29 protein-coding genes, 1 tRNA gene and 1 pseudogene are annotated in these 24,760 nt (G+C 58.5%); 16 read left to right on the top strand and 15 right to left on the bottom strand.

The window, feature by feature from the left end; all coding sequences use genetic code 11:
* Nucleotides 1-12 precede the first annotated feature (12 nt).
* On the top strand, nucleotides 13-1,854 hold the full coding sequence (recJ, locus tag ACP0KA_RS27220; RefSeq protein WP_424632079.1) for a single-stranded-DNA-specific exonuclease RecJ: 1,842 nt from the start codon (nucleotides 13-15) through the stop codon (nucleotides 1,852-1,854).
* A 5-nt stretch (nucleotides 1,855-1,859) separates the two neighbouring features.
* Here the strand turns inward: recJ and ACP0KA_RS27215 are convergent, their stop codons facing one another.
* From ACP0KA_RS27215 to efp, 3 genes are all read right to left on the bottom strand, one after another.
* Nucleotides 1,860-3,098, bottom strand: coding sequence for a lytic murein transglycosylase (locus tag ACP0KA_RS27215; RefSeq protein WP_424632078.1), 1,239 nt, complete (start codon nucleotides 3,096-3,098; stop codon nucleotides 1,860-1,862).
* 38 nt (nucleotides 3,099-3,136) lie between these two features.
* Nucleotides 3,137-4,792, bottom strand: a complete 1,656-nt coding sequence (locus ACP0KA_RS27210; RefSeq protein WP_424632077.1) for a M23 family metallopeptidase — start codon at nucleotides 4,790-4,792, stop codon at nucleotides 3,137-3,139.
* 264 nt (nucleotides 4,793-5,056) lie between these two features.
* Nucleotides 5,057-5,623, bottom strand: a complete 567-nt coding sequence (efp, locus tag ACP0KA_RS27205) for an elongation factor P (protein WP_424632076.1) — start codon at nucleotides 5,621-5,623, stop codon at nucleotides 5,057-5,059.
* Nucleotides 5,624-5,761: 138 nt separating this feature from the next.
* Between efp and epmA the strand changes: the two genes are divergently transcribed.
* From epmA to ACP0KA_RS27190, 3 genes are all read left to right on the top strand, one after another.
* Nucleotides 5,762-6,814 carry an EF-P lysine aminoacylase EpmA gene (epmA, locus tag ACP0KA_RS27200; RefSeq protein WP_424632075.1) on the top strand — a complete coding sequence of 351 codons (1,053 nt, stop codon included), beginning with the start codon at nucleotides 5,762-5,764 and terminating at the stop codon, nucleotides 6,812-6,814.
* Entirely contained in the window at nucleotides 6,811-7,881 is a 1,071-nt protein-coding gene (locus ACP0KA_RS27195; RefSeq protein WP_424632074.1) for a lysine-2,3-aminomutase-like protein, read from the top strand. The genes epmA and ACP0KA_RS27195 overlap by 4 nt, the downstream gene beginning before the upstream one ends.
* A 252-nt stretch (nucleotides 7,882-8,133) precedes the next feature.
* On the top strand, nucleotides 8,134-8,409 hold the full coding sequence (locus tag ACP0KA_RS27190) for a hypothetical protein (protein WP_424632073.1): 276 nt from the start codon (nucleotides 8,134-8,136) through the stop codon (nucleotides 8,407-8,409).
* Between the two features lie 38 nt (nucleotides 8,410-8,447).
* Here ACP0KA_RS27190 and ACP0KA_RS27185 read toward each other — a convergent pair whose 3' ends face one another.
* From ACP0KA_RS27185 to ACP0KA_RS27155, 7 genes are all read right to left on the bottom strand, one after another.
* Complete coding sequence (locus tag ACP0KA_RS27185; RefSeq protein WP_424632072.1) at nucleotides 8,448-9,020, bottom strand: HdeD family acid-resistance protein; 573 nt, start codon at nucleotides 9,018-9,020, stop codon at nucleotides 8,448-8,450.
* 71 nt (nucleotides 9,021-9,091) lie between these two features.
* Complete coding sequence (locus ACP0KA_RS27180; RefSeq protein ID WP_424632071.1) at nucleotides 9,092-9,868, bottom strand: cyclase family protein; 777 nt, start codon at nucleotides 9,866-9,868, stop codon at nucleotides 9,092-9,094.
* A 113-nt stretch (nucleotides 9,869-9,981) separates the two neighbouring features.
* Nucleotides 9,982-10,584, bottom strand: coding sequence for a glutathione S-transferase C-terminal domain-containing protein (locus ACP0KA_RS27175; protein ID WP_424632070.1), 603 nt, complete (start codon nucleotides 10,582-10,584; stop codon nucleotides 9,982-9,984).
* A gap of 32 nt (nucleotides 10,585-10,616) precedes the next feature.
* The gene (locus tag ACP0KA_RS27170; protein WP_424632069.1) at nucleotides 10,617-11,057 is read right to left on the bottom strand and encodes a VOC family protein; all 441 of its coding nucleotides are present in this window, start codon (nucleotides 11,055-11,057) and stop codon (nucleotides 10,617-10,619) included.
* A 268-nt stretch (nucleotides 11,058-11,325) separates the two neighbouring features.
* Nucleotides 11,326-11,400, bottom strand: a tRNA-Glu gene (locus tag ACP0KA_RS27165).
* Nucleotides 11,401-11,630: 230 nt separating this feature from the next.
* Nucleotides 11,631-12,506, bottom strand: coding sequence for an SGNH/GDSL hydrolase family protein (locus ACP0KA_RS27160; protein ID WP_424632068.1), 876 nt, complete (start codon nucleotides 12,504-12,506; stop codon nucleotides 11,631-11,633).
* Between the two features lie 166 nt (nucleotides 12,507-12,672).
* Nucleotides 12,673-13,332, bottom strand: a complete 660-nt coding sequence (locus ACP0KA_RS27155) for a MarC family protein (protein ID WP_424632067.1) — start codon at nucleotides 13,330-13,332, stop codon at nucleotides 12,673-12,675.
* Between the two features lie 156 nt (nucleotides 13,333-13,488).
* Here ACP0KA_RS27155 and ACP0KA_RS27150 point away from each other — a divergent pair, with 156 nt between their 5' ends.
* Complete coding sequence (locus tag ACP0KA_RS27150) at nucleotides 13,489-13,809, top strand: hypothetical protein (RefSeq protein ID WP_424632066.1); 321 nt, start codon at nucleotides 13,489-13,491, stop codon at nucleotides 13,807-13,809.
* A 93-nt stretch (nucleotides 13,810-13,902) separates the two neighbouring features.
* Here ACP0KA_RS27150 and ACP0KA_RS27145 read toward each other — a convergent pair whose 3' ends face one another.
* Entirely contained in the window at nucleotides 13,903-14,352 is a 450-nt protein-coding gene (locus tag ACP0KA_RS27145; RefSeq protein WP_424632065.1) for a VOC family protein, read from the bottom strand.
* Nucleotides 14,353-14,562: 210 nt separating this feature from the next.
* On the opposite strand from ACP0KA_RS27145, the gene ACP0KA_RS27140 reads away from it, so the two are divergent.
* The 4 genes from ACP0KA_RS27140 to ACP0KA_RS27125 all read left to right on the top strand — a co-directional run bounded on the left by ACP0KA_RS27140 (nucleotide 14,563) and on the right by ACP0KA_RS27125 (nucleotide 16,151).
* A complete protein-coding gene (locus tag ACP0KA_RS27140; protein WP_424632064.1) occupies nucleotides 14,563-14,844 on the top strand; it encodes a hypothetical protein in 282 nt (93 codons plus the stop codon).
* Between the two features lie 166 nt (nucleotides 14,845-15,010).
* Nucleotides 15,011-15,241: a hypothetical protein gene (locus tag ACP0KA_RS27135; RefSeq protein ID WP_424632063.1), complete on the top strand. Its 231-nt coding sequence runs from the start codon at nucleotides 15,011-15,013 to the stop codon at nucleotides 15,239-15,241.
* Complete coding sequence (locus ACP0KA_RS27130; RefSeq protein WP_424632062.1) at nucleotides 15,238-15,552, top strand: hypothetical protein; 315 nt, start codon at nucleotides 15,238-15,240, stop codon at nucleotides 15,550-15,552. The genes ACP0KA_RS27135 and ACP0KA_RS27130 overlap by 4 nt, the downstream gene beginning before the upstream one ends.
* Nucleotides 15,553-15,947: 395 nt before the next feature.
* Nucleotides 15,948-16,151 (top strand): hypothetical protein, encoded by a 204-nt coding sequence (locus tag ACP0KA_RS27125; protein ID WP_424632061.1) that lies wholly within the window; start codon nucleotides 15,948-15,950, stop codon nucleotides 16,149-16,151.
* Between the two features lie 53 nt (nucleotides 16,152-16,204).
* On the opposite strand, the gene ACP0KA_RS27120 is transcribed toward ACP0KA_RS27125, so the two are convergent.
* The 3 genes from ACP0KA_RS27120 to ACP0KA_RS27110 form a co-directional block, all read right to left on the bottom strand.
* Nucleotides 16,205-16,831: an ArdC-like ssDNA-binding domain-containing protein gene (locus ACP0KA_RS27120; RefSeq protein WP_424632162.1), complete on the bottom strand. Its 627-nt coding sequence runs from the start codon at nucleotides 16,829-16,831 to the stop codon at nucleotides 16,205-16,207.
* 275 nt (nucleotides 16,832-17,106) lie between these two features.
* Nucleotides 17,107-18,573 carry a MobA/MobL family protein gene (locus ACP0KA_RS27115; RefSeq protein WP_424632060.1) on the bottom strand — a complete coding sequence of 489 codons (1,467 nt, stop codon included), beginning with the start codon at nucleotides 18,571-18,573 and terminating at the stop codon, nucleotides 17,107-17,109.
* A 154-nt stretch (nucleotides 18,574-18,727) separates the two neighbouring features.
* Complete coding sequence (locus tag ACP0KA_RS27110; RefSeq protein WP_424632059.1) at nucleotides 18,728-19,354, bottom strand: hypothetical protein; 627 nt, start codon at nucleotides 19,352-19,354, stop codon at nucleotides 18,728-18,730.
* Nucleotides 19,355-19,463: 109 nt separating this feature from the next.
* Here ACP0KA_RS27110 and ACP0KA_RS27105 point away from each other — a divergent pair, with 109 nt between their 5' ends.
* The 5 genes from ACP0KA_RS27105 (at nucleotide 19,464) to ACP0KA_RS27085 (ending at nucleotide 22,701) form a co-directional block, all read left to right on the top strand.
* On the top strand, nucleotides 19,464-19,811 hold the full coding sequence (locus tag ACP0KA_RS27105; RefSeq protein ID WP_424632058.1) for a hypothetical protein: 348 nt from the start codon (nucleotides 19,464-19,466) through the stop codon (nucleotides 19,809-19,811).
* A 45-nt stretch (nucleotides 19,812-19,856) separates the two neighbouring features.
* Entirely contained in the window at nucleotides 19,857-20,039 is a 183-nt protein-coding gene (locus ACP0KA_RS27100) for a hypothetical protein (RefSeq protein WP_424632057.1), read from the top strand.
* Nucleotides 20,024-20,320, top strand: coding sequence for a hypothetical protein (locus ACP0KA_RS27095; protein WP_424632056.1), 297 nt, complete (start codon nucleotides 20,024-20,026; stop codon nucleotides 20,318-20,320). The genes ACP0KA_RS27100 and ACP0KA_RS27095 overlap by 16 nt, the downstream gene beginning before the upstream one ends.
* A 321-nt stretch (nucleotides 20,321-20,641) precedes the next feature.
* Complete coding sequence (locus tag ACP0KA_RS27090; RefSeq protein ID WP_424632055.1) at nucleotides 20,642-21,748, top strand: tyrosine-type recombinase/integrase; 1,107 nt, start codon at nucleotides 20,642-20,644, stop codon at nucleotides 21,746-21,748.
* Nucleotides 21,749-22,491: 743 nt separating this feature from the next.
* On the top strand, nucleotides 22,492-22,701 hold the full coding sequence (locus ACP0KA_RS27085; protein WP_424632054.1) for a hypothetical protein: 210 nt from the start codon (nucleotides 22,492-22,494) through the stop codon (nucleotides 22,699-22,701).
* 358 nt (nucleotides 22,702-23,059) lie between these two features.
* On the opposite strand, the gene ACP0KA_RS27080 is transcribed toward ACP0KA_RS27085, so the two are convergent.
* Nucleotides 23,060-23,293: a hypothetical protein gene (locus tag ACP0KA_RS27080; protein WP_424632053.1), complete on the bottom strand. Its 234-nt coding sequence runs from the start codon at nucleotides 23,291-23,293 to the stop codon at nucleotides 23,060-23,062.
* Nucleotides 23,294-23,445: 152 nt separating this feature from the next.
* On the opposite strand from ACP0KA_RS27080, the gene ACP0KA_RS27075 reads away from it, so the two are divergent.
* The gene (locus tag ACP0KA_RS27075; RefSeq protein ID WP_424632052.1) at nucleotides 23,446-23,685 is read left to right on the top strand and encodes a hypothetical protein; all 240 of its coding nucleotides are present in this window, start codon (nucleotides 23,446-23,448) and stop codon (nucleotides 23,683-23,685) included.
* Between the two features lie 173 nt (nucleotides 23,686-23,858).
* Nucleotides 23,859-24,621, top strand: a pseudogene (locus tag ACP0KA_RS27070) (SIR2 family NAD-dependent protein deacylase).
* The last annotated feature ends 139 nt before the right edge of the window (nucleotides 24,622-24,760 follow it).

The following is a 24,760-nucleotide window of genomic DNA, read 5'->3' as shown; positions in this document are numbered from 1 at the left end:
GCAGAAAGCATCATGACGCTCCCTGCATCCGCAATCCCTGTTGAAGCCCCCCCGGCCTTTCTCGGCGTCGCGAAATCCGCGACCGGACGCCTGTGGCGTGATCGGCTCGATCCGCGCAGCGCTGCGCGCGCATTGGCCATCGTGCAGCGTTATCAGGTGCCGGAAATGCTCGCGCGCGTCATCGCAGGCCGGGGCATCGATATCGATGCGGTCGAGGATTTTCTCGACCCGACCATCCGCAAGCTGATGCCGGATCCCTACACCGTCACGCAGATGGAGGCGGCCGCGATCCGGATCGCGGATGCCGCGACCCGTGGCGAGAAAGTCGCGATCTTCGGCGATTACGATGTGGACGGAGCGACTTCGGCGGCTCTGCTCACATGGCATCTGCGCCATTGCGGGCTTGATCCGCTCATCCATATCCCGGACCGCATTTTTGAGGGCTACGGGCCCAATGTGGAGGCTATCCGCAATCTCGCCGCCAAAGGCGCGAAGCTGCTTGTGACGGTCGACTGCGGCACCACCAGCATCGAGCCGCTGGCGGAAGCCAAGCGTCTCGGCATGGGTGTGGTCGTCATTGATCACCACCAATGCGGCGACGATCTGCCCGTGGTCGATGCGCTGGTCAATCCGAACCGCCCGGACGATCTGTCCGGTCTCGGACATCTGGCCGCCGTCGGGCTCGTGTTCGTGACGCTGGTCGCGGTGAACCGCGAGCTCCGCTCGCGCGCCTTCTGGACCAGCGAGCGGCCGGAGCCGAGCTTGCTGGATGCGCTTCATCATGTTGCCCTCGGCACGGTCGCGGATGTTGCTGTTCTCACCGGTCTCAATCGGGCGTTCGTGGCCAAGGGATTGATTGCGCTTCGCCGCCGCGATCATGTTGGACACACCGCGCTGATGGATGTTGCCCGTCTCAGCGGACCGCCGGAAGCCTGGCATCTGGGGTTCATGCTCGGCCCCCGCATCAATGCCGGTGGCCGTATCGGGCAGGCCGACCTTGGCGTGCGACTCTTGCTCGAAGGGGATGTCTCGGAGGCCGCACGGATCGCCGCGGAGCTTGACCGCCTGAATACCGAACGAAGGGTCATCGAACAGATGGCTGAAGCGCAGGCAGAGGCCGAGGCGCTGGCGTCCCTTGGTCTGGATGACAAGGGCGCGGTGATTGTGACCGCCTCCGAGGGATGGCATCCCGGCGTGGTCGGCCTTGTGGCTTCGCGCTTGAAGGAGAAGTTTTCGCGGCCGGCTTTCGCAATTGCCATCGAACCCGGCGGTCTTGGAACGGGATCGGGACGCTCAATTTCGGGCGTCGATCTGGGCAAAGCTGTTCGCGAAGCCGTGCAGGAGGGAATTCTGCTGAAAGGTGGTGGTCACGCCATGGCGGCTGGCATCACCTTGAGGAAAGAGCGGCTTGCAGAGTTTCGTGCTTTCATCGAAGCAAAGTTGGCAGATGCCGTGGCCGACGCCCGCCACGTCAATGAGCTGTTTATCGACGGCGCGGTTAGTGCACGCGCGGTGACGACGGATTTTGTTGGAACGTTGAATCGGGCAGGGCCTTTCGGCAGCGGCAATCCGGAACCGATTATCGCATTGCCGTCGCATCAACTGGCCTTTGTGGATGAAGTCGGGCAGGCCCATTTGCGCGTGCGCCTGAAATCGGGCGACGGCGCGATGGTGAACGGCATCGCGTTTCGCGCGGTGGGCCAGAAGCTCGGCAACGCTTTGCTTGAGCATCGCGGGCAGCCATTGCATGTCGCCGGCTCGCTTGCCGTGGATCGGTGGCAGGGCGCGGAGCGCGTGCAGCTGCGCGTGACCGATGTGGCGGTGCCGGACCCGGGACCCGCGATTATTCGCTAGAGAGCTCAGCGGCCCTGGCGCAACAGCGCGAGAACCTTCAAGCCGGCATAGCCGTCCGCAGGGGACAGACCCGCTTTGGTCTGGAAATCCCGCACCGCCTGCATCGTATCGTTGCCGACGCGGCCATCGGTCCCGCCGGTGTCAAAGCCAGCCTTTGTCAGCCGCGTCTGGACTTCCTGGACTTCGGCAAGGGTCAGGGCGCGCTCGGAGCCCGGGAAGGGCTGGATGAATGGGCCGCCGCCGAGAATGCGATCACCAAGATGGACGATGGCGAGCGCATAGTTCATCGATGGATTGTAGCTTTTCACCGCATAGAAATTCGGTCCCAGCAGGAATGAGGGACCTCCCGGCACGGGGGTCCACAGCTGCGCCTTGTCGTTCGGCCTCGGGAACGGCTGGCCGTCGGCGCGGGTCACGCCGGCCGCAGCCCACTGCGCGTAGCTTTGATTGCCACCCCTGGCGGATGTCGCGCCGCGCACCTCATAACCCCAGTGTTCGCCGCGGCGGTACTTGCCGCGATTGACCAGGAAGCGCGCGCTTGAGCCGAGCGCATCGTCGGGTTTGCCGAACGGCGATACCCGGCCATCATGATCATAGTCGAAGCCGACATTGAGCCAGACTTCGGGCATCCACTGCGTGTGGCCCATGGCGCCGGCCCAGGATCCGCGCATTTCGTCAGGAGTGCTCCATCCCTTGTCGACGATGCGCAATGCATTGATAAGCTCAGTTTCCCAATAGGCGCGCCGGCGCGGCTCGTTCCAGGCGAGCGCAGCGAGGGAGGGAAACACCGGCCGCATGTGGTTCTGCTGCACCAGCGGATCGCCATAGGCGGTCTCGACGCCCCAGAGGGCCAGCAGGGTGCCGCGCTCAACGCCGAAGTCCTTCTCGATGCGGGCGAACAGCGCGCCGTTCTTCTGCAGAGCCGCCTTGCCCGCGGCAAGCCGCCAGTCGGAGACACGGCGGTTGATATACTGCCAGAGCTGTTCGTTGAATTCCGGCTGTTTGCGCATCTTTGCAAACACGCTCATGTCCGGTTCGATGCGGCTCATGACACGGATGTAAGTGCCCTCAGAAATGCCGCGGGCCAGCGCCTTCGCGCGAAAAGCTTCGCGCCACTTGTCGAAGCCGGCTGGAGCGGCGAGCGCACCAAGGGGCGTCGCGATCAGGGCACTGGCACCGAGTGCGGCGCGCAGCAGCGCACGGCGCGACAGGGATCCTGCGTCGGGAGAATCTTTGAAGACCATGGTGCTAGTGTAACGTCCCTACCACGGCGGGACAAAGGTCATTCCGCCGCGGGAACTGCGTCGGTTCCGATGGGCGCGGACGTGGAGGGCTTTTCATCCGGCAGCGTTGCATGGGCGATAGCCGGAGCCACCGGCGGCGGCGGAATATACTCACGCCCGCGGCCGCCGATCAGCCGTTCATAGGCCGAAACCAGCGTGGTGTAAGGATTGACCCAGATCCACCCATCCCGTGTGAACACCTGAACGTCAAAATGCAGATGGCTGGTGGTACCGCCGACGCGATCCTGAAAATTCGAAACCACTCCGATCTTTTCACCTTCGCTCACACGCCGTCCATGCAGCACGCCGTCTGCATCCATGCGCGTTGGATTCATGTGAACGTAGCGAAAGCGGATGTGTTCGTTGTAACCGTTGACCAGCAGATACACGGTCTGATCGCCGGCCGCGCGGATCAGGACGCCGTCGCGCACCGCGACAATGGGAAAGATGTCGGGCATGCAACGATCGGCGCCATCGTTGCGCAACTGGCAGCTCGACGGGCGGATATCTTGTCCCTGGTGGCCCATGCCGTTGGCGCATTGGCCGACTTCGAAGTCGCGCGTTTCGCAGAAATTGTCCTGCCAGGGATAGCTGTAGTTCTCCTTGGCTGACTCGTCGAACACCAGCGGCTTGTCATTGCGTTTGCAGTGGTAGTGGTCACCTTTTCTGGCCGACCACGACACGCGGCCGGTCTGGTAGCAGTCACCCCAGTTCATGAATGATTGAGAGTTCGCGAAGGCGGGCGCCTTCTCAAGCGGGAAACGGATCTGCGAATAGACCGTGAAGTCGGCCCGGCCGCTTTGTCCACGATAGCCGCTGTTGTCGATGATCTCCCCCGGCGGATGATAGGTGAAGTCAGGAGAGAATTCGATCGGACGATCGACGACTTCGGACGGAATATCGAAGCGCGGACGGTGCGGGTCGCCGCCTGCAACGCGCAGGGCTTTCAGGAATCGTTCGGCAACTGCCGACGCTTCACGGCAGGACAGCCGCCGGCTGCGCGCCGCGCCATCGTGGCAGCCAACCGACACCACATAAGGGACGCCGAAACGCGTGAACGCGTAGCGAAGATAACCTTCGCGGATGAACTTCCGAAGATCCGGAAATTGGGTGGCCAGCGCCTTAACCGGCTCGCCTTTGCCCAACAAAGGGTCTTTGATGTCATAGGTCAGCAGGGAGCCGGTGATCTGAACTTCGATCGGTTTGACGAAAATTCGCGGCGGCATGTCGTCGCCGACGCCTTGATCCAGCGCGAACACAGCATCGTAGCCGGCAGGCCCGACGTTGAACATCCGCACCGGACGAAATCCCGCCTGATAGCGCGAAAGAAAGAGATTGGGGGCGCCGTTGTCTCTGTCGGTCAGATATTGCGCGGTGTCGAACGGTAACAATACCGGGATTGAACTGAGGCCGACATCGGGAAAGAGCGGTGAGGTAATGGCGTTGAGCTGCGCGATCGATGTGAATTGCTGCGGCCGGAACAGGCGCGCCCGGCTCGCGGCCGTAAAATTGAAATGTTCAACAGCATGTGGCTCGGAGCTGATTTCAGTCCGAAGCTGACGAACGGCTGATTGCCAATCCGGACGGGCAACGGAAATTGCCGGTGTTTTGAATTGGTCCGCGTTGGCAGCACGGTCCAGCGACAGCAGACTCAAGACGATCGTCAAAAAAAGACAGCACCGACGGACTGTCGATGCTGTCGCTTGATGTATCTTTGCGGCCGCCAACGTCACGGTATCCCGTCAGTCTAGTGTCCCGGTTCTGACATTCGTATGAGTGTGCAGCTCGCTCGTTTACGAATGTCAGAACCTTAGGGACACTAGCAACGAGATGATTCTAGTGCGGTTTTGGATCTGACGTTCGTATAATGGACCAGCAGCTGATATTGATACGAACGTCAGATCCACCGCACTAGCGCGTTAGTCCTTGGCGCGTTCGACGTAGGACCCGTCTTCCGTCATGACGACGATGCGTGTACCGGTGCCGATGTGCGGGGGAACCGACGTGCGCACGCCGTTCGACAGCATGGCGGGCTTATACGAGGAGGAGGCGGTCTGTCCCTTCGTGACCGGTTCTGTCTCGACCACTTCAAGGGTCGTGCGCTGCGGCAGGATGATCGCAACCGCTGTGTTCTCATAGATCGACAGCTTGACGGTCATGTTTTCCTGCAGGTAGGGGGCCTGGGAGCCGACAACGTCCTTGGAAACCAGAAGCTGATCGTAGTTTTCGTTGTTCATGAAGTGGAAACCATCGCCATCTTCATAGAGGTAATTGAAGTCGCGGTCCTCGACGAACGCCCGTTCCACCTGGTCGGTGGTTTTGTAGCGTTCGGAGATCTTTACGCCGTCGCTGATCCGGCGCATTTCGACCTGGCTGACCGGAGTTCCCTTGCCGGGATGGATGTTCTCCGCCGCCAGGACAACATATAGCTTTCCATCCTGCTCAATGATGTTGCCTTTGCGAATCGAACTAGCGATGACTTTCACGGATACGTTTCCTAATGTTCAGAATGGGACCTGGTGCAGGTCCGAGGTATCGGGGCTGGCCGACGCGGTTTCGGGCCGCAACATAATGATCTGCAGCACAAAAGCCAGCTTTTTACGGCAGAATCGGGCCATTCGCCCATGAATGAGGTCCAAATGCCGTCGCCGTGGTGGTTATCAGACCGCCATGCGGACCGAAAGCCGTTTTTGCAGGCGCGCGGGGCCGTGACCCGGGCGATCCGGGCGTGGTTTGAAGCACAGGGATTCGTCGAGGTCGAGACGGGGGTCCTGCAGACCTCTCCGGGTAACGAAACCCATCTGCATGCACCATGGACCGATCTGACCACCCCATCCGGCGAAAAGACGCGGCGATATCTCCGCACGTCTCCCGAGTTCGCCTGCAAAAAGCTGCTGGCTGGCGGCGAGACAAAAATCGTGGAATTTGCACGTGTGTTCCGGGACCGTGAACAGGGGCCGCTTCATCTGACGGAATTCACGATGCTCGAATGGTACCGCGCCAATGACAGTTACGACGCGGTGATCGCAGATTGCATCACGGTCATCGCCCAAGCTGCGCGGACGACCGGGACCGAGATGTTTTCATTCAGAGGCCGAACCGCCGACCCGCATCTCGAACCGGAAATGCTGACAGTCGTTGACGCCTTCGCGCGTTTTGCATCGATCGATCTGCTCGCGACCATTCCGAACGGACGGTCGGATCGCGACCTGCTGGCTGCCGCCGCGAAGGATTGCGTGCGCATCACCAGCGACGATACGTGGTCCGATATCTTCAGCAAGATTTTGGTCGAACATATCGAACCGAATTTGGGGCAGGGCCGTTTGACCGTACTCTATGAATATCCCGCACCGGAGGCCGCGCTCGCACGCACCAAACCGTCGGATCGGCGCGTTGCCGAACGCTTTGAGGTCTATGCCTGCGGTGTCGAACTGGCGAATGGATTCGGTGAATTGACGGATGCGGCCGAGCAGCGCATGCGCTTCAACGAAGCCATGGACGAGAAAGAGCGGCGCTATGGCGAGCGCTACCCGCTCGATGAGGATTTTCTGGCCGCGGTGGCGCATATGCCCCCGGCATCCGGCGTCGCCCTTGGCTTCGATCGGCTGGTGATGCTGGCGAGCGGAGCGGCGCGTGTCGATCAGGTGGTGTGGACACCGCCGCAGGTGGGCGCATGACCGTACGAGCTTCCAATACGCTTCGTTCTGCGACTGAGCTAGCAGAGCACGGTCTGACGTCTGCGGAGCACTTGCCTGCGCTGGAAAAGGTGGCTGCACGTTATGCCGTGGCGATGACACCGGACGTTGTGGCTCTGATCGATCCGACCGATCCAAAAGATCCGATCGCGCGCCAGTATGTGCCTTCAGCTGATGAACTGGTGGTTCAGGGCCAGGAAAACGCCGACCCGATCGGCGATCATAGCCATTCGCCGGTGAGCGGAATCGTTCATCGCTATCCCGATCGCGTGCTGTTCAAAGTGGTGCATGTTTGCGCGGTCTATTGCCGTTTCTGCTTCCGCCGGGAAATGGTGGGGCCGGGCAAAGAGAGCGCGCTTTCGAGTGACTCTTACGCGAGCGCGCTGGACTATATCCGAACACACCCGGAGATCTGGGAGGTCATCCTGACGGGGGGCGACCCACTGATGCTCTCGGCGCGTCGTCTCAACGAGATTATCACCGATCTTGCGGCCATCGATCATGTCAAGATCATTCGCCTTCACACCCGCGTGCCGGTCGCGGATCCCGGCAGGATCACAGACGATCTGGTTGCGTCACTCAGGACCGACAAGGCAACCACGTGGGTCGCCCTTCACGCTAACCATCCCCGTGAGCTGACGGCTGAGGCGCGCTCGGCCTGCGGGCGCATGGTCGACGCGGGCATTCCGATGGTCAGTCAGTCCGTGCTGTTACGGGGGGTGAACGACGATGCGGCCACTCTCGAAGCCTTGATGCGTGGCTTCGTGGAATGCAGGATCAAGCCCTATTACCTGCATCATGGCGACCTCGCGCCCGGCACCGCTCATCTCCGCACGACGTTGAGGGAAGGGCAGGAATTGATGCAGGCGCTGCGCGGCCGTGTGTCAGGTCTGTGTCAGCCTGAATATGTGCTCGACATTCCGGGCGGCTATGGCAAGGCCCCGGTAGGTCCGCAATACCTGTCGAACGATCAACCCGGCCAAAGCGACCGCTACAGGGTCACGGACTATTGCGGCGATGTGCACCTTTACCCGCCATCATCTTCTTAGGTTGCGGCGATGAGCAACCCGGAGCCGCCCGAGGGCGAAGGCAATCGTGCTTTGGAAAACGCGGTGATGTTCGGCTTTTTTGTCGTTCTAGCGGCTGCCGGTATCTGGTTGCTGAGCTCGATGGCCGATCTGCGAAAGACACAGGATTGTGCAGCGCAGGGTCGACGCAACTGCGGAACGATAGAAACTCCGGCTCGTTCTCGCTAGAGTGCGGGGAAGGTAGTCAGGAATCATTTCGTTTGGAGATGTGACATGCGAACCATCCCGATCATGGTTGTCTTCTCGATGCTCGGCATCTCGGTTGCCCTTGCGCAAAACACCACACCCGGCATGACCACGGGAGCGGGAAGCTCGGCCAACTCATCGTCCTCGTCGTCTTCAACCCGCGGGATCCCCCAGGCCCCCGTCGGCCATCGCCAGCCGAAGGCGAGCGATGTGCCTGCCGGTACGGAAAGCGGCGGCTATTCGGAATCCGCGCAGGACAAAGAACTCGATCGAAAGATCAAGAGCATCTGCCGCGGCTGCTGAAGCATCCGCAGATTGCCTTCGCGCCTGCGCGTGTGACCTCAGCTGTCGCGCGCGGCCAGCGCCATTCCGATCAGCGATGTGCCGCCAAAAACGAGGTTGATGCCGACCAGCAGTCCGATCGCCCATGCGGCTGTGCCGGGCAGGCCGGTGATGATGGCGCCGGCCACCAGAATATCGAAAATGCCGGCAGTCAGCAGCCAGCCCCATCGGCCGGACAACTGGCTCCGGTGTTCGAGCGCATACATGATGGTGGCTACGCCTTCCGCCAGGAAGTAGACGCCGACGACGATGGTGAGCGTCAGCGTCCCCGCGACCGGCTGCACCAGCAGGACGAGCCCCGCGATAATCGCCAGCGCAGCTGAGGTCAATGCCCACCAGAAGCCGGGCATCTCGCGGGCCGCGATGGTCAGATAGAGCCCGAGGGCGCCGCTGATCAGAAACATCCAACCGAGGAAAATCGCGATCGCGATACTGGCGAGCTGTGGAATGGCAATCGCCGCAAGACCGAGGATGACGAGGACAATTCCTTCGATCAGGAATCCCTTCCAGTGGGATTTTACGGTTTCCCGCATCTGGGATTGAAGACGGGCGATATCCTGAGGCATGGTCATGGATGTGCTCCAACTGGCGGCATCGGATGACGAAGCTTAGTCACGCTTCAGCCGTAAGGCCATCCTCGCAATCAGTCCTCCAGGATCGCGACGGCTCGCGTCCATCCGGCGGACGCTCGCTCGATTTTCACCGGGAAGCAGGACACCATGAAGCCGGTCGACGGGAGCTGCTCCAGATTGTGCAGCTTTTCGAGGTGGCAGTAGCCGATGTGGCGGCCTGCTTTATGGCCTTCCCAGATCAGGCTCGCGTCACCGGTCTCGGCGTATTTCTTGGCGGTGTGAATGAAGGGCGCGTCCCAGCTCCAGCCATCGGTCCCGGTCAACCGCACACCGCGCTCGAGCAGATACATCGTTGCCTCGTAGCCCATGCCGCAGCCCGATGCGACGTAATCCTGCCGGCCATACTTGGCTCCAGCACTGGTGTTGACGACGACGATCTCCAATGGATTCAGCGTATGTCCAATGCGTTTGAGCTCGTTCTCCACGTCCGCGGCCGTGGCGACGTAGCCATCGGGCAGGTGACGGAAGTCGAGTTTAACGCCGGGCTGAAAGCACCACTCCAGAGGCACTTCGTCGATGGTCCAGGCGCGCTCGCCGTGATTCATCGTCGGATGAAAGTGGTAGGGCGCGTCGAGATGCGTGCCGTTGTGAGTTGAGAGGGCGACCTTTTCAACGGCCCAGCCTTGGCCGTCCGGGAGATCCTCTTTCTTCAGGCCTTTGAAGAAATGCAGGATGGGCGCCAATCCCTGCTGATGATCGATGTACTGGATGGTCGGATGGTTGCCGGGTGGATCTGCCGGCACATCGTTTTGCAGAGGGACGGAAATATCGATCAGCCGGCGGGCCATGGGAGTCTCCTGTCTTGCGCGGACACAGCAATGTGCCCGCGTAACTGTGCCTTAGGCAGCAAATAGGGCTCAAGTGGGAAAGATGGAATGGCGAGCTTGCTTAACGCGCGCTACTAGTTCGGCGCGCGTTCAGCCTCTCGCGCTTCATCCGCAATCGCCTTGGCGACCGATGGAATCGTTTTCATCCGCGCGAGGTAGTGGCTGAGCCGCACCGGCACTTCGATCGCGTTCTTGTCGGCCCACATCAGCATCACGACGAGATAAGGATCCGCGATCGTCATTCGATCCCCGACCAAAAACGGTCGGTCGCCAAGCTGCTCGGCGATCGTGGCGAAATGTTTGACCAGCAACTTTCGCGCCTTCTCCTTTTCCGCCGGGGGATCAAGGTGGAAAAACGGCCTGAAGTTGGTGTGTAATTCGGTGGTCATAAAGGAGGTGGCTTCAAGTGCGCGCCAATGGTCGAGCCCCACCTTGGGGAGCAGCGCGCCTGCTTGGTGAGCGATATAGACAAGAATGGTCAGGTTTTCGGTCAGGACGTTCCCGTCGTCCATTTCCAGCGCGGGAATAAAACCCTTTGGATTTATCGTCATGAAGTCGCGCCCATCCTCCGTCCGCTTGCCCCGATGGACCCTGACAAGCTTGTACGGAAGGCCCGTCTCGATCAGCGCGATGTGATCGGCCAGGCTACAGCCGCCCGGAGCGTAATAGAGGATCATGAGAAAACTCCGTGCTTGCGTCGGATCGGCTTCTATCCGTAGGTGACTTGAAGCAACTCGTAGATGTTGCCCCATGGGTCGGCGATGAACGCAACCTTTTCCACGCCGATTTCGGGCAGACCATCGGTCACATCGAGGAGGATCTTGACCCCGCGGCGCCGCAGCTCCGAGATGCACCGTTCGACGTTACGAACCTGCAGGCAAAGGTGGTGCCATCCGGCCAGCTTCATCATGTCGGGGAGATTGTCGGGAAGCTGACGCTCGCTTTCCACCGGGCCGCCAACGAGCTCGATCACCGGGGTTCTGGCGCCGCCGGGCGAAAGGAAGACGAAATCATTCCCCGCAATTTGAAATTCGCGCTCCACGCGAAGGCCAAGCATGGTGGTGAGCCATGTCTTGCCTGCTTCGACGTCCCCGACGCGTAGCGCGTAGTGATGAATAATGCTCATCGCAAATGGCGACTGATCGGCCATGCCATCCTCCAATCGATCATGAGAGGGGCATAGGGCATGCGCCGTATTGCCGGTGCATTTCACCTCAACGGCCGATTGGTTACGCCTGTAACGACGACCGCTTTCGGAAGCGCGAGTATTCGAAAAGCGGCGGACTATGGCGCTGCAAAGTAGCAGGAGGCGGCGACGCGGGTGAGTTGACCGAGGACACGGATCAGCTGGCACAGAGACTGCCGATCCAATTTGCACTAACGTGCATCTAAGTTTCTGAAATTATTGGGGAATGATGTGGCGCTCCCTAGCGGAATCGAACCGCTCTCTCCACCGTGAAAGGGTGGCGTCCTAACCGATAGACGAAGGGAGCGAAAAGCTGCAGTCGGCCCGGCGCAAGAAGCGCAAAACCTCTGCCTTTTCACCTGGATCGGTAAAATAGCATACCAAAATCAATAACTTAGATCGATTTTGGAACTTCGTTGGCCCGAGTCAGCGGACTGATTTGGTCAACGCGCCGCAACGTATAAAGGCGTTTCGCGACAGCGGCAAGCGTCGTGAGGCCCTAATCTGCATGGACTGTGGGTTGCGCTTAAACGCTCGTTACTGCTGCGCCTTGATGCCCGCCACCGTGCGGGATCGTGTGGCTACGGTTGCGATATCGTCGGCCAGCAGGCGGGCGAGGCAGGAATAGCCCCAATCGTTCATATGCAGGCCGTCCGCGATAATGAAGCGGTCGAACGGGATCGATTGATCGTCGTGCCAATGCTGCATGGCCACGTAACGCCTGAACACCGGCACATGGGCCTGCTTGCCCACAAGGCCGATCATTCCGACCATATCGTTGACTGCAGGCTTCGCGTTGACGCTGGGGGCAAACTGCGGATCGATCAGCAGGACATCCGCGCCTGTTGCCTTGATGCGGGCGATGCCGGACTGCAGGACGTCGCTTGTCGCGGGGATGCTGCCGCCGCGAAGGACAGTGTTGGTGCCAAGCTGCCAGATCACCAGATCGGGCTTCGGGGCGAGTACTTCATCAAGCCGCGCCATCATGTCGGCGGCATCCTCGCCATTGACGCCGCGGTTGATGACGGTGACCGGCGAATCCGGATATCTCTGGCGAAGTTCTCGCTCGAGCCGGCTTGGATAAGCAAATCGGGGTGAACTCGCGCCGGCTCCGCCGGTGGACGATGAGCCGATGGCAACGATCGTCACGGGCTCATGGTCGTTAAGCCGCTTCGCGGTTCGGGTGAGCGGCGCGTCGAACTGGGTCAGCGCCTTTGTCGGGATGCAAGCCTGGTTCTTGAAGATCGCGTTGAGGTTATCGGCTGAGGGCTTTTCGGTGCTCGCCACCACAATCGGCTGCTGTGCATTCGCCGCGACGGTCAGCGTTGCTGATGCCGCGCCGCCCAGCATGAGCACGACAAGCGGCGCTCTGAGCGTCAGACCAATTCTCGAACCCAATTTCAAGCAGTGCATGAAAGGCGGACCTTGGCATGTGCGGTCCGTCAGGGTCCGCGAGCTTAAATTGCTAGCGAAAATTACCCTGCGCTTCAATGCACCAATGGAGTGAGGTGGAACGCATCCTTAATCAAATGTTCCAAACATTTGATTTTAAACCGAAAACGGCGGGTTCCGATAGAGGTCAGGCTGGCCTTGCCAACAGCGCGCTGCCACCATTCCAGATGATCTGAATGCCGATGCAAAAGAGGATGAACGCCGACAGCCGCATGACCACGTCAGTCCCGCGTGTGCCGAGCAGCGCGACGACGCGATCGGCAAAGCGATAGCAGATGAAGATCGTCAGCGCGATTGCAGCAAGACCGGCAACGGCCGCACCGCCCAGGATTGCCAATTGGGTGAGGTCAGCCGCGGCGCCGGCGGGCCGCTGACTGCCAAGCGTCACGGCAACGGAGATTGAACCAGGGCCAACCGTCAGCGGCATGGTGAGTGGATAGAACGCGTCGATCTGCGAACTGGATTGCGAGTTTCGCTTTTCCCGCTCCTCTGCGGTGTCTTCCGGGGTGTGCAGCAATTGCCAGCCGAACGCTGCCACCACAAGACCGCCGGCGATCCGCACCACGGGCAGCGTGATGCCAAAAAACTCAAGGACGTGCGAGCCGATGAACAGGGAGCCAAGTAACAGAAAGAAGCTGTATCGCGCGACGCCAGAGGCAAGGACGGCGCGATCCGCATCACTCCGGTCGCGGGTCATGCGCAAGAACAGCGGCGCGCTGCCGACCGGATTCACGATCGGAAAGAGCGCGGCGTAGACCAATAAGAATGCATTGATGATATTGTTCACGGCGGGTGGTCCTGCATCGAACTCAAGTTGCAACAGAGATCGCGGAAATTTGCAATCCTTCGATACGCAAGAGCGCAGTTCGGTAGGAAATCACTCGTCCCCATGCGTGGGTATTGATAGTGTGCCGCGCTATCCAAACAGCCCGCGATACAGGACATGCTTAACAGGATTCTCGTTTTCTCCGTGATGTTGGCTTTGACCTTCGCTTCAGGTCTGCATGCCGAGCCAGTCCCGGTCGTTTGCACCATCTTGCCGGGTGAGCTCTCGGCGAGTGTTCTAGTGACCAATCCGCTGAATCACGACGCGTCATGCATGGCAACCTGCAAGTTCTCGACCCCCGTCTATGACGACAATCCGTTGATAACCTGCGCCAAGCCGGTGCCCGCGGGCAAGCAGGTCGAGATGTGCATTCTCAAGGCCGCAGGCAACAAGCTCGTGAAGCTCCTCGAAGCCACGGCCGACTGCAGGAAACTTTAGTCTTCAAGCTACTTAGCGGCAGCGCAGAACAAAAAAAGCTCCGCATCTGCGGAGCTTTTGTCTGTTGTCTCATCGAGGCTTGGCGCGGACCAATTACCAGTGGCCGGTATTCGGCATCGAGGACCACGGCTCCTGCGGAGGCAATGCGTCGCCCTTCTGCAGAAGCTCAATCGAGTGCAGGTCGGGCGAACGGATGAACGCCATCTGGCCATCGCGAGGCGGGCGATTGATGGTGATGCCCAGCTTCATCAGGCGGTCGCAGGTCGCATAGATGTCGTCGACTTCATAGGCGAGGTGACCGAAATAGCGATCCTCGCCATAGGTTTCTTCATCCCAGTTGTAGGTCAGTTCAACGAGAGGCGCGCCGCGCCCCTTGACCTGCTTCAATAACGCTTCGTCTTCGTCCGCGCACAGAAATACCAGAGTGAAGCGTCCCTTTTCGCTTTCGGTGCGGCGGACTTCCTTCAGACCGAACGCATCGCTGTAAAACTTCAAGGCAACATCGAGGTTACGGACGCGCAGCATGGTGTGGAGATAACGCATTTTTCTTATCCTTCTGAGAACGTTTAGAGAATTCTTGGCGGTACAGGCAGGAGAGGGCACGAAATAGCAGCAAAATGCAGGCCGTTGTAGTGGAGTGCGTGCGGATTGCGTGCGGCTTTGTTCGTCGGCTGTTCTTGCTCAATTGCCCCAAGGTGCTCGTTGAAGATAATGCGCGGGGCGGCAGATTAGCTTCATCAAGAGGAGGCTAATTTGACGCTCGAAAGCATGTCAATCGAACAACTCGCAGAACTGCGTGAGCAGGTGAACACGTTGCTTGCTGATCGGGTGTCAGCCCGTCAGCGCGAGCTTTCAGGTGAGGCGGAAAGGCTTTCCGCTCTCATAGCTCAACCCAACGGGAAGAACGCTTCACAGGCCCGGCCAAAGCGTCCCGTGAAATATCGCGACGGCGATAAGGAATGGTCTGGCGTGGGGACCATGCCCGCCTGGGCAAAAGCCTTAGGACCTGACCTGGAAAAACATCGCGTAGCTTGAACCGGGCGGCATGCCGGCCGTTCTGCGCCCCGTGTCTTGTCGAGTCCCGTGGCCTGGGGTGAATGTTCCGCGGGCTTGAGAAGGTGAGGCTGGAACCGAACGGGCGCATTGACTCTGGGTTCTTGTTTCGTTCTTATTGGCTGGCCAACTTTCCAAAGAGCCAGCCATGCCCAGCCTGGATTTCATCCGCGCTGAGATTGAACGCATGCGCGTTCAAATCTCACGCCAACGCAAAGACATCCTCTCCCTCCAAAAGGCCGGAATCTCAACCGCCTCGGCCGAAGCCTTGCTTGAGCGGATGCTGAACAGGGTGGATGAGCTTTGTGAGCAGCGGGAGGAGAAGAAGCGGGAGCTTCCAGCCGGGAAGTCTCGGGTTCTCGGCGGGCGCCGCTGGTGAACTGGGTCGCGCCTAAATGGGGTGACTTCGGCGTTGCCGTCCCGTGCCTGGACCATCCAACGAAGTGCGAAGAGGTCGAACGGTTCTTCGGGCGGCCTATCGCGCACCTGACCCATCCCGTGACCTTTGAAGGGAAGAGCTTTGCCCCTTTCGGCTTCCTGACGAAAGAAGACGCCGACCTCTGTACAAAGCAATTCAACGGCGAACCGTTTGACCCGCGCGATGTCGGGAAAGGAAAGTGGAACAAATGGTATAAGGGCCGCACTGCCAAGCGGGAGAAGAACCGCAGCCCTTATGACTTCCGGTCTTGAGGACTTTCGAAATCACCCAAATGCTCGCGAGCGTAATTCGGGTTGGCCGCTTGCATCTCACCTAAAAGCCATTCGCTCTTCGCGCGGTAGTAAGCAGACTTCTCCTGCCACGACATCTTGTTCAAGTCGGCAGGACGTTCTGGTTTCGACACAGGGTTACGCATGACCGCTACTCCGTTTCCCCATAATCCTATGGCCCCAAGATTCCTGGCGCTAGAACAAACTTCAGGGTTCCTGTGGACGCGATGAAGAAAAGCCTTGCAAAACGGGGAGTTATCAAAGGTTCCGTTTCTGTGGACAATCGAGAATGTGGAAAACGTGCATAAAAGGGTGGCGGGAGTCATGCGCCGCCTTACCGAGTTTATGTTTGCTCCAGGTAGATTCGGAGCAACGATATGCTGCACAAACTCAAGAAATGGTACGAAGGCGAGTTTGAGTATCCCCACCAAAATCCAAACATACTGACAACATATGGCCGCTATCGCAGGCACTGGACTTCCCAGTTTACGCACATCGCTGTCGATTTCTACCTACGTGAATGGAAATGGGTACTCGGCGCAATAGGCGGTACGATTGCCCTGTTGTTCTTCAGGAAGTGAGCGATGATAGACAACGGATGGGGCGGAGATCACGTCGGCAAGTTGCACGCACTTCAAGTTGCGATGAAGAACCTGTGCGGGGCAGGGAAAATCCGTGATCGTTTTGAGAAAGCGACATTCCCCCTCGCTACGAAGCTGGACCGCGATTTTCCCGAGTCTTTAAGACCGGCCTTCACGCGCATCATGGACGCGCGGATATCCGACCCGTATTGCACTGAGATGCCACTCGCTTGAACCATCGACCGTATGCCATCCAACTTTACGTCGTCCGGTAGCTTTTCCGGTTCGGCGTTGTAGATCGCTGGTAGGCCTTCGAGTTGGGCGACATTGAACACGGAATAGGCTTTCAGCATCGGCACCATTTTGCTTTCGGTGCCGCCTTTGCCGTCATCGACATCGCGCGGTTTGAAAGACGTGTAGACGACGGTACAGCTCTTTTCGCCTTTTTTGACGCGGGCTTTGAGGTCGTTCGCCTGCCTGAAGGTCATCCAGCCGTGGCTCGGATAGCCTTTCTCCATGACCTGCTGCCAAAGCAGAAGAATGTTCATCCCCGAGTAGTGCCGCCCAGTCGCAGCATTGCTTGGAATACGGACGGACTTTCCTTCCTTCCAACCTTTTGTCCATGGGCGGACGCCTTTCTCAAGTTCGCTGATGATGGACGCAGTAACGCTCTCGTACAGACCACGGGTGAGTTCGCCGTCGCAAGGCTTGCAACCGAACGGCTAATTGAGCTGCTGTCTAGCGGCTCTATCGACCTAGAAGAGGTCCAGTGCTCTTGCCCTGACGGCACCCATGGCACAAAGGCCTGCAACCACGGCCGGAAGTGCGGCATTCTTCGCGTCGATGGGACTGACGTGGGAAAGACGCTCATCTCAGAGGGTTTGGCCGTGCCTTACATTTGCGGGCCGAAGAGGTGCCCCAAGATGCCTAACTGGGACAAAATCCTGCAGAAGAACTAGAGCCCGATTTGTGGCTCCATGGTTTCCCATTGCTCCAGCTCGACGCGGTGTCGTTCCTCGACCCGGTCGATAAGGTAGGTCGCGCCAAGTAGCGCTAAAGCCTCAACAGCCTGCTCACGCGTGATGGCGCCGATCTCGTATTCGGCAAACACCTCCTGCGGGTCTACACCTTCAAGGGCTTTGCTGACGCTACGGACATGCAGATATTCGGCATCATGCAGGGTCTTGTCCTTGCCGTAGGTCTGCTCGATGTACGTGAGGACTTCGCGGGCGTTGAACTCGTGCTTGATCTCGGCCTCGCGGGCTTCATTTTCCCGAATGGTGTGGCGGTCCTCGGCGTCCCGATAGTCCTTCAGTTTAACCTCGTAGTCGTACTGCCGCGCCGCCAATTGCTGCTGCGCACCAAGGGCGCGGTGGCGGGCAGGGCTCTTCATGATCTCGTAGCCAAAGAGAGACAGCTCAAAACCCTTCAGCCGACCGCTTGAGGTTTTGTGCTGATCGAACGCTTCGGATGCGTAGTAGACCGACTTCTCCGCCTCAATAGCCTCAAGCTGCACCGCGGTCGCGTGTTTGCGGAGCTGCCCGGCGTCCGCGCGCGCGGTCTCCGCCACCGCTTTGTAGTGCGCGATGTTGGCCTGAATTGCCTTAAGGCGCTGGTATTCGGCGTGATATTCGAGGGCATCCTCGACGCGCTGAGCCGTGGTCTCGTAGAACTCTCGCTCGATGGCGGCATCTTCCAGATGAGCCTGCTCGTAGGCTGACAGCTTGGCCAAGTATTGCTCCTCAAGCGTGGAGACAAAACGTTCCTGAGCCACTGTTGCCGTTTCCTCGACGGCTTCAATGGTCTCCTCGGGGCTTTGAGAGGCACGCCATTCCACGTGCTCCTTGGCTTTATCCAGGCCGCGGTCCAGCCGAGATCGCATATCCAGCCTGAAATCGTAGCCATGGGCGTCTAGGACTGAATTACACTCCTTTTCCCAGGTGTCGCGCAGCCACTGGGTGCCGTTGGGCTCCAAACCTGCCTTGGCGCGGTCCCGCGGACTATCAGATAGCCTTTGAACGCGAGAGCCGTCGTAAACCGACTTGTCGATGAACAGGACGTGGGCGTGGGGATTGTTCGGGTCGTTCAAGTGCACGTCGATCCGAATACGCGCCGCGCCCTTGGTCAGCGTGATCGCAAAGGCTCGAAGCGCATCATCCATCGCCTCGGCATCCATGCGGTTGTCGAGGTTGATAACGATCTTGTCGGCAAGCCGCGCGTTCTTGCGCGTGACGGATTCTTCGTACTCGGCAACCTCGCGCCGAAATTTATGTGTGTTGGTGGAGAAGTTGATAGCGATGCAGCGGTCGGACGCAGAGAGGCGACTGATGTAGACCGCGTGCTTTGCGAGCATGCCCGGCTGATAACGCTGATCGCTCTTCCCGAAAGAAGAATGTTCTAAGCGGGAGAAACCGTGGTCCATGTGTTGCCATAGTAACAGACCGGCGGGTTTGCGGTACGCAAACCCATAACGGTCAATTTTTACATGGCACCGTTAAACACCCGTGGTTCTTCTGCAACGCTCACGCCGTGGCGTTTGGGGGCGAAGAAACATTGGGTGGTTGGGACACCGAAGGTCATCGGGGCTTTTCTACTGAACGATGGGCCTCGTGAAACAACGCAATTCGCACAGTGAGCGGACCCATTGCAGCCAACACATCGGTAAGGTCCTGGCTCATAACACCATCAACTCTAGACATCGAACGGAGAAGAAAGAACAGGTCGCCTATGATCATTTTGTAATTGAAAAGAGCTTCGTCGTCTTTGGTTTGAAAGCGGGCAACGAGTTTCCACGACAGCTCAGCGAGCTGCCTGACTTCATCCCGGTTTGAAGCCGCCGAATTTACAAATGTACGCAACTCATCTTCGAAAATCTGGTCGGTCAACTCCGCCGCACCTTTACCGCGCCTCAAGAGATCATGAGTTGCGACGAAGAGTAGGGACATTCGCGTTGTAACATCGTTGATTAAGGTGCCGAGCGTGGCGTCCTCTCGATCTTTATGGAGGACCGCGGCAATCTGATCTGCGACATGACCGGCTTCTATACGCCGTCGCATGAAGTCGCTTTCAGACAGACCGGACTTTTCGGCCTCCGCCTTCACGAATGCTAATTGCTCTTCGCTAAGGCGCACCTTACGCTCATACTCATAGACGGCGCGCGATGTTCTCCGTTCGCGATGGCTTGAGCGGGTCTTTTTCACCATTCGACTTCTCAAACAAAGTGGGCCCAAATTCGGGCCCGTGACACAGTCTGGTTGGTAGCTAGCCTCAGAGTCAATCAAGCAATTCTGCTTGATCTGACACGAGGCTCAAATGACCCAATTTCAGACCATTCTCGGCCACTTTGGTTACAGCCGCTTTGCACCACCGGTCGCTTACGGAAGTAAGCCGCCCGTGGTTCTGCAGCTCGCGCCTACGGTCAATCCAGCCCATGAAAGGGTCTTTCAGGGGTTTCGGCCGAGCTACCACACCGCTGTCGGACTTCGCACGGCGGTACTGGACAAAGTGACAGTGTATCCGGCCAACGGTCGAACCTACGCCTACTATTCCATCGTCTACATCCATCCGATCACTCGCAAGCGAGAGCGGTTGGCCTGGCGCTACAAGGTCGTGAATGGCCTGCCGATGGAAGACAAGGCTTTCCCGGTGTCGAGCCGATAAGGCGCAAGGGGCGGTCTAAGGGCCGCCCCCTTTCGGGAGGGACCAATGCTCAAAGCACTCATCAAACTCATCGGGCTTTTCATCAAGATCGCGGTCCAGCTTCTTTCTGTGGGCCTGACCTTGGTGTCGAACCTGATCGCAGGCATCCATTCATGGGTCAGCCGGCCAAAGCCAAAGCCCATGCGTCAGCGCCGGAATCGTCGGAGGCGGCAATGGCGCTCCACGTGAAACTATGGGCCTTTCTGCTCGTCGCCTGGACTCTCGGGATCATCGCCGCGTCATACGGACACCCGGTGCTTTACTGCTACGGATGGCAACCGATGTGGCGCGGCTTTATCCAGCCGTACTCATCTTTGGCCTTGTTCATCAGCGGCATCTACCTGCTGTACGCGCTGGCCAGTTACGGAATCGCTTCAATGGAAGCGGTTGGCGCGTTCTTGCTGATCTTCCTCATCGGCAATTTGGACGGCTGGGCGCGGGCTTTACTCGCGCTCGGGAAGCCCTGCTGAAAAATATTTCGGCAAGGGGGATTCTTTTTTCAAACGGGTCGCTATCTTGGGAGGGTGAACAGTGAGCGAAGCCATGATTGACGAGAAATCAAGGGCACGGGCCGAGGCAGTCCCATTCTTCAAGGCGAAGAAGGGTTTTGGCCACTTCGAGCTGTATGCGGAATTTTCCGAGCCTCAGGCTGCGGCGCTGTTGGGCGTTGATTACACGACGCTTAAGCGTTGGCGGAAGGCGAACAGGGTCAAACCTAAACGGCTCGGTAACAAGATTTCTTACCACGGGTATCTGATCGTCGATTTGTATTTGTACGGGACGCCTGAAAAATGGGACGGTACGGAGCGAAGAAAGAATTTCAGGTCGGAGACTGGTGGCTCGGAGAAAAGCCAGGCTCCGACTTCTGGCACCGCTGCCGCTATGACGGCCGGACCCGACAAACAACTCGTATCTCGCTTGGCGTCAGGATTGTCGGCCCCGAAGAGTTAGAGCAGGCCAAGCTTGCGCTGACGAACTGGTGGATCGGCGATAACCAGCCGAAAGAGGAGAGGAGCCCCGCCGACATCCTGTTGGCGGAGGTTCTCCTGGCGTACTACCACCAGCATGCCTCAAAACTCCCGTCCGGGCGCCGTATCAAGGCCTCCCTCAAGCACCTAACCACATTCTTCGATGGAATGTCGGTCAAGGCTGCCTGTAGCCCGGCCCATGTGGAAAACTTCGTCGCCGCGATGAAGGCAAAGGGATTTCTGCCGACGTACATCAACAACCTGTTGGGGATTTTGAAGGCGGCGACCCAGCGGGCCTACCGCCGCGGTGAGCTGGCCTCGGCGCCCTTTGTGGAGCTTATCGAGGCTCAGCGGAAGAAGCCGAAGGGTGATCCATTAAAGCCTGCCGAAATTGCAGCCCTGCTATCCAAAGCGAACAAAAACACCCACATGATGATCATGCTCATGATGGGGACGGGCTGCCGACCGTCCACGGCCTGCGAGCTGGTCTGGGAATGTATCGACTTTGAGCACGGGCTCATCGACCTCAACCCTCCGGGGAGGGTTCAAACAGCAAAGTACCGGCCGATTGTCAGAATGCCTCCAAGTCTTCGGGCCTACCTTTGGACGAAGCGGGGGAAGGGGCTCCTTATAAAGAGAGCCAATAAGCCGATCCGCCGTTGGGAAGGTGCGTGGCGGAATTGTCGGACCAACGCGAAGATCGACAAATCGATCAACTGCCAGCCTTACTCAATCCGTCACACCGTTGCGCGGCATCTTCGTGCATCGGGTGTTGTGAAGTGGAATATTGAAGCCCAGCTTGGGCACTCGGCTTTATCGACAACCGATATTTACGCACCGCATGCGCCCGATTATTTGGCTGATGCGTGCGCGGCTATCGACAAATTCATGTCCGAAGTTACTGCGTGCGGATTGCGTGTCGCGGTGTAAAAGAAACCCCTGGTATTACTGCGTTATTTGAATTTCCCACACATGGTGTGGAGGTAGCGCATGTTTCTTTCCTTCTGAGAACGCTTGTAGAGGCCCGGGTGGGCTCCGGCATGACCGGACAATAGATAGCAGTAAATTCCACGAGGGTGCAGGGGGCTGCGCGCGGGGTGTGTGCGGGCGGTTTGGGGTGTTCTGCGCCAGGCGCGGGACTCTCCGTCTTTTAGACTTCGACGAGCTTCAACCGATTTTCTCTGGCGCGCGCACCTTTCGCCAATTCATCCGCGGTTGGGTGAATGGTGGTCGCTGCAGTTCTTTTACTGCACGCTTGGTGCGCGGAACGCAAAGCGTGCTTCGTCGTTCAAAAGCATGCTCCGATTTTTCGCAGTCTTGCTCACAGGTCTGGCGCTAATCGCGCCTGGTGCGCATGTTTATGAACTCGCGAACAAGATGCCTCTGCCCAAGGCGGAGTATTTCGTCGTCCAGAAGATTTACATTGGATGGTGGCTAGTGTCCCGATTCCGAAGTTCGCATTATCCCGCTGCACGTTCGTTTGCGAACTTCGGAATCGAAGGACACTAGAAAAATATTGATCTCGTGTGGCTTTGGTTCAGAAGTCCGCATTCCAGACTCGCCGCACGAATGATGCGGACTTCTGAACCGCCACACGAGCGGGTCTTCTGCTGCCGATTTCACTGCTGGTCAATCTTGCGCTGGCATATACCGAGAGCAACCTCCTTGCGCTCATGGCTGCGATTCTTCTCTTCGCAAATCTCATCATCTTCTATTTCTTCACCTATCCGGCGAATGTTGAGACTGTGAACTGGACCGTCATGCCTGACAATTGGGAGGCTCTGCGGCGACAGTGGGAGCTATCCCACACTGTCAATGCAGTCGTGACATTGCTGGCATTCTGTCTGTCGATAGCTGCTGCTCTTAGAAAAATTTCGGCTTAAACACGCGAGAATCTCAACGGCTAGCGCTGTATTCGCTGTGCATCGAACAAGGCGCTCCAATATTGGGGCACAATAAATTCTTGTTTGCCTAGGAACCGCCATGCTGCGTTGCGATTATCATCTCCGACGTTCAGTGGAAGTTGAAGTTGGAGACAACCAGTGGAAGAAGTCATCAATCGTGTGATGGATACGTTCGGGATGATACGCAGCGTAAGCTACGAGGGACTCGAACAATCGAGAGAGAGTTTAACCAACTACATCGAGATGCTGTCTTCCGCTGGCGAAACCGATTCCCATCGTCTTGCGATATGTGGCCTAGCTTATCTACGAGAACTGCACGACGGACCCGATCCGCGATTCACCGGCTGCTGACACGTTCCTTGGCGCGCGGAGCAGGCTGCTCCGCGAGCGCATCTGCCTCGCAGGGCTTGATCGTATAATCCTGGTCAAGGACACGTTTGGGTTGGCCCTCGTCGTCATCGGGCCGCACGTCGATCACCAAACCGGCTTCATCGGCGTGTTTCCAAACCTCGTGCTCGGTTGGAAAGGCTTTGCTGATCTTTTCGTCGTTCGTGAATAGCGCGTAAGGCATGGAATCCTCTCGCTGACAACGTGATCGGTCCCTAACGGTTCCAGGCCGTCGTCGCGCGATCTGGCCGTCGGGATGACAGTGGATAAGAGAATCCGCCGCCTAGCGGGCCCAAAACGTTCTTGATACGTCCATTGCAATCAATGGAGACGACGATGCAAAAAGTAGATCTGGACTCGATGTCGATTGAAGACTTGGCGCAGTTGCGTGACCAGGCCACTGAAAAGCTGGCCGAGAAGGTCGCGACGCGTCAGCGCGAGCTTGCTGCTGAAATGGAACGGCTTTCTGCATACGGCAAAATGGTGAAGGCGCCCGCTCCAAAGAAGGAGACGAAGGACCTCAAGGATGTGAAGGAAGCCTTGAAGCCCGAACCCCAGGCGGTAAAAGCCGCTTGATTGCATCCGATCACGTGCCGGTCATCGCGTGGCATCGTTGATGAGGGGGCTTCGCGCCCCCTTTTTGCTGAGCATCCGTCGGCACTCCGACATACTTTGGGCATTGGCATTCTGCCACCAACTCGCCTTTGATCAGACCGGGTGATGCCCAATCGGGAAGGGGAGCTATGTCAATGATCGCATCCGATCTTCGCAGTGGGATTGAAATGCTTGGCGATATGATCGCTGAAGCAAAAACGATCGTCCCTTTCACCGGGGCCGGTATTTCAACCGAATGCGGCATTCCCGACTTTCGATCGCCCGGGGGGCTATGGACCCGCAACCGTCCTATTCCGTTCGATGAATTTCTCGCAAGCCAGGAGGCGCGCGACGAGTCCTGGCGCCGCCGGTTTGCGATGGAGCCGAGCTTCGCCGCGGCGAAGCCTGGGCGTGGACACCGGGCCCTTGGCCTCACTCTACAAAGCAGGGAAAATCCCCGCCGTTGTGACCCAGAACATCGACAACCTCCATCAGGCTTCCGGATTCGCGGCTGACCATGTCGTAGAACTGCACGGCAATACCACCTATGCACGCTGTATCGGCTGCCAGCAGCGCTATGAGATCGCCTGGGTGAAGGCCCGGTTCGATGAAGCAGACGAGGCCCCCTCATGCGCGGCGTGCGGAGATCCGGTGAAGACGGCGACGATCTCGTTCGGTCAGGCCATGCCGGAGGATGAGATGCAACGTGCAACGGAACTTACTCAGCATTGCGATCTTTTCCTCGCAATCGGATCATCACTCGTCGTCTGGCCGGCGGCGGGTTTCCCGATGCTGGCGCGCAACAATGGCGCGAAACTTGTGATCATCAACAATGAGCCGACGGAACAGGACGAGATCGCGGACCTCGTGATCCGTCATGACATCGGCGAGGTGTTAGCGCCGTTTGTGGGAAATTGATTCGCAGCTGTGCAAGCTGTTCATAGTTCGCTTTAGAATTGTTTTTTGTCTTCCAGGCTCGCGCCGGAGTGTTATCGTTGCATTAAGAGATTCGCGTCGTGTCGTCTTGAAGCCTCACGATGAGCAACGCGGATCGCAA

Origin of the sequence: Bradyrhizobium sp. SYSU BS000235 (assembly GCF_049747295.1) — a bacterium.
Classification (GTDB): Bacteria; Pseudomonadota; Alphaproteobacteria; order Rhizobiales; family Xanthobacteraceae; genus Afipia.
The sequence above is the reverse complement of the archived record's forward strand: the minus strand, read 5'-3'. Positions and strand labels throughout refer to the sequence as shown.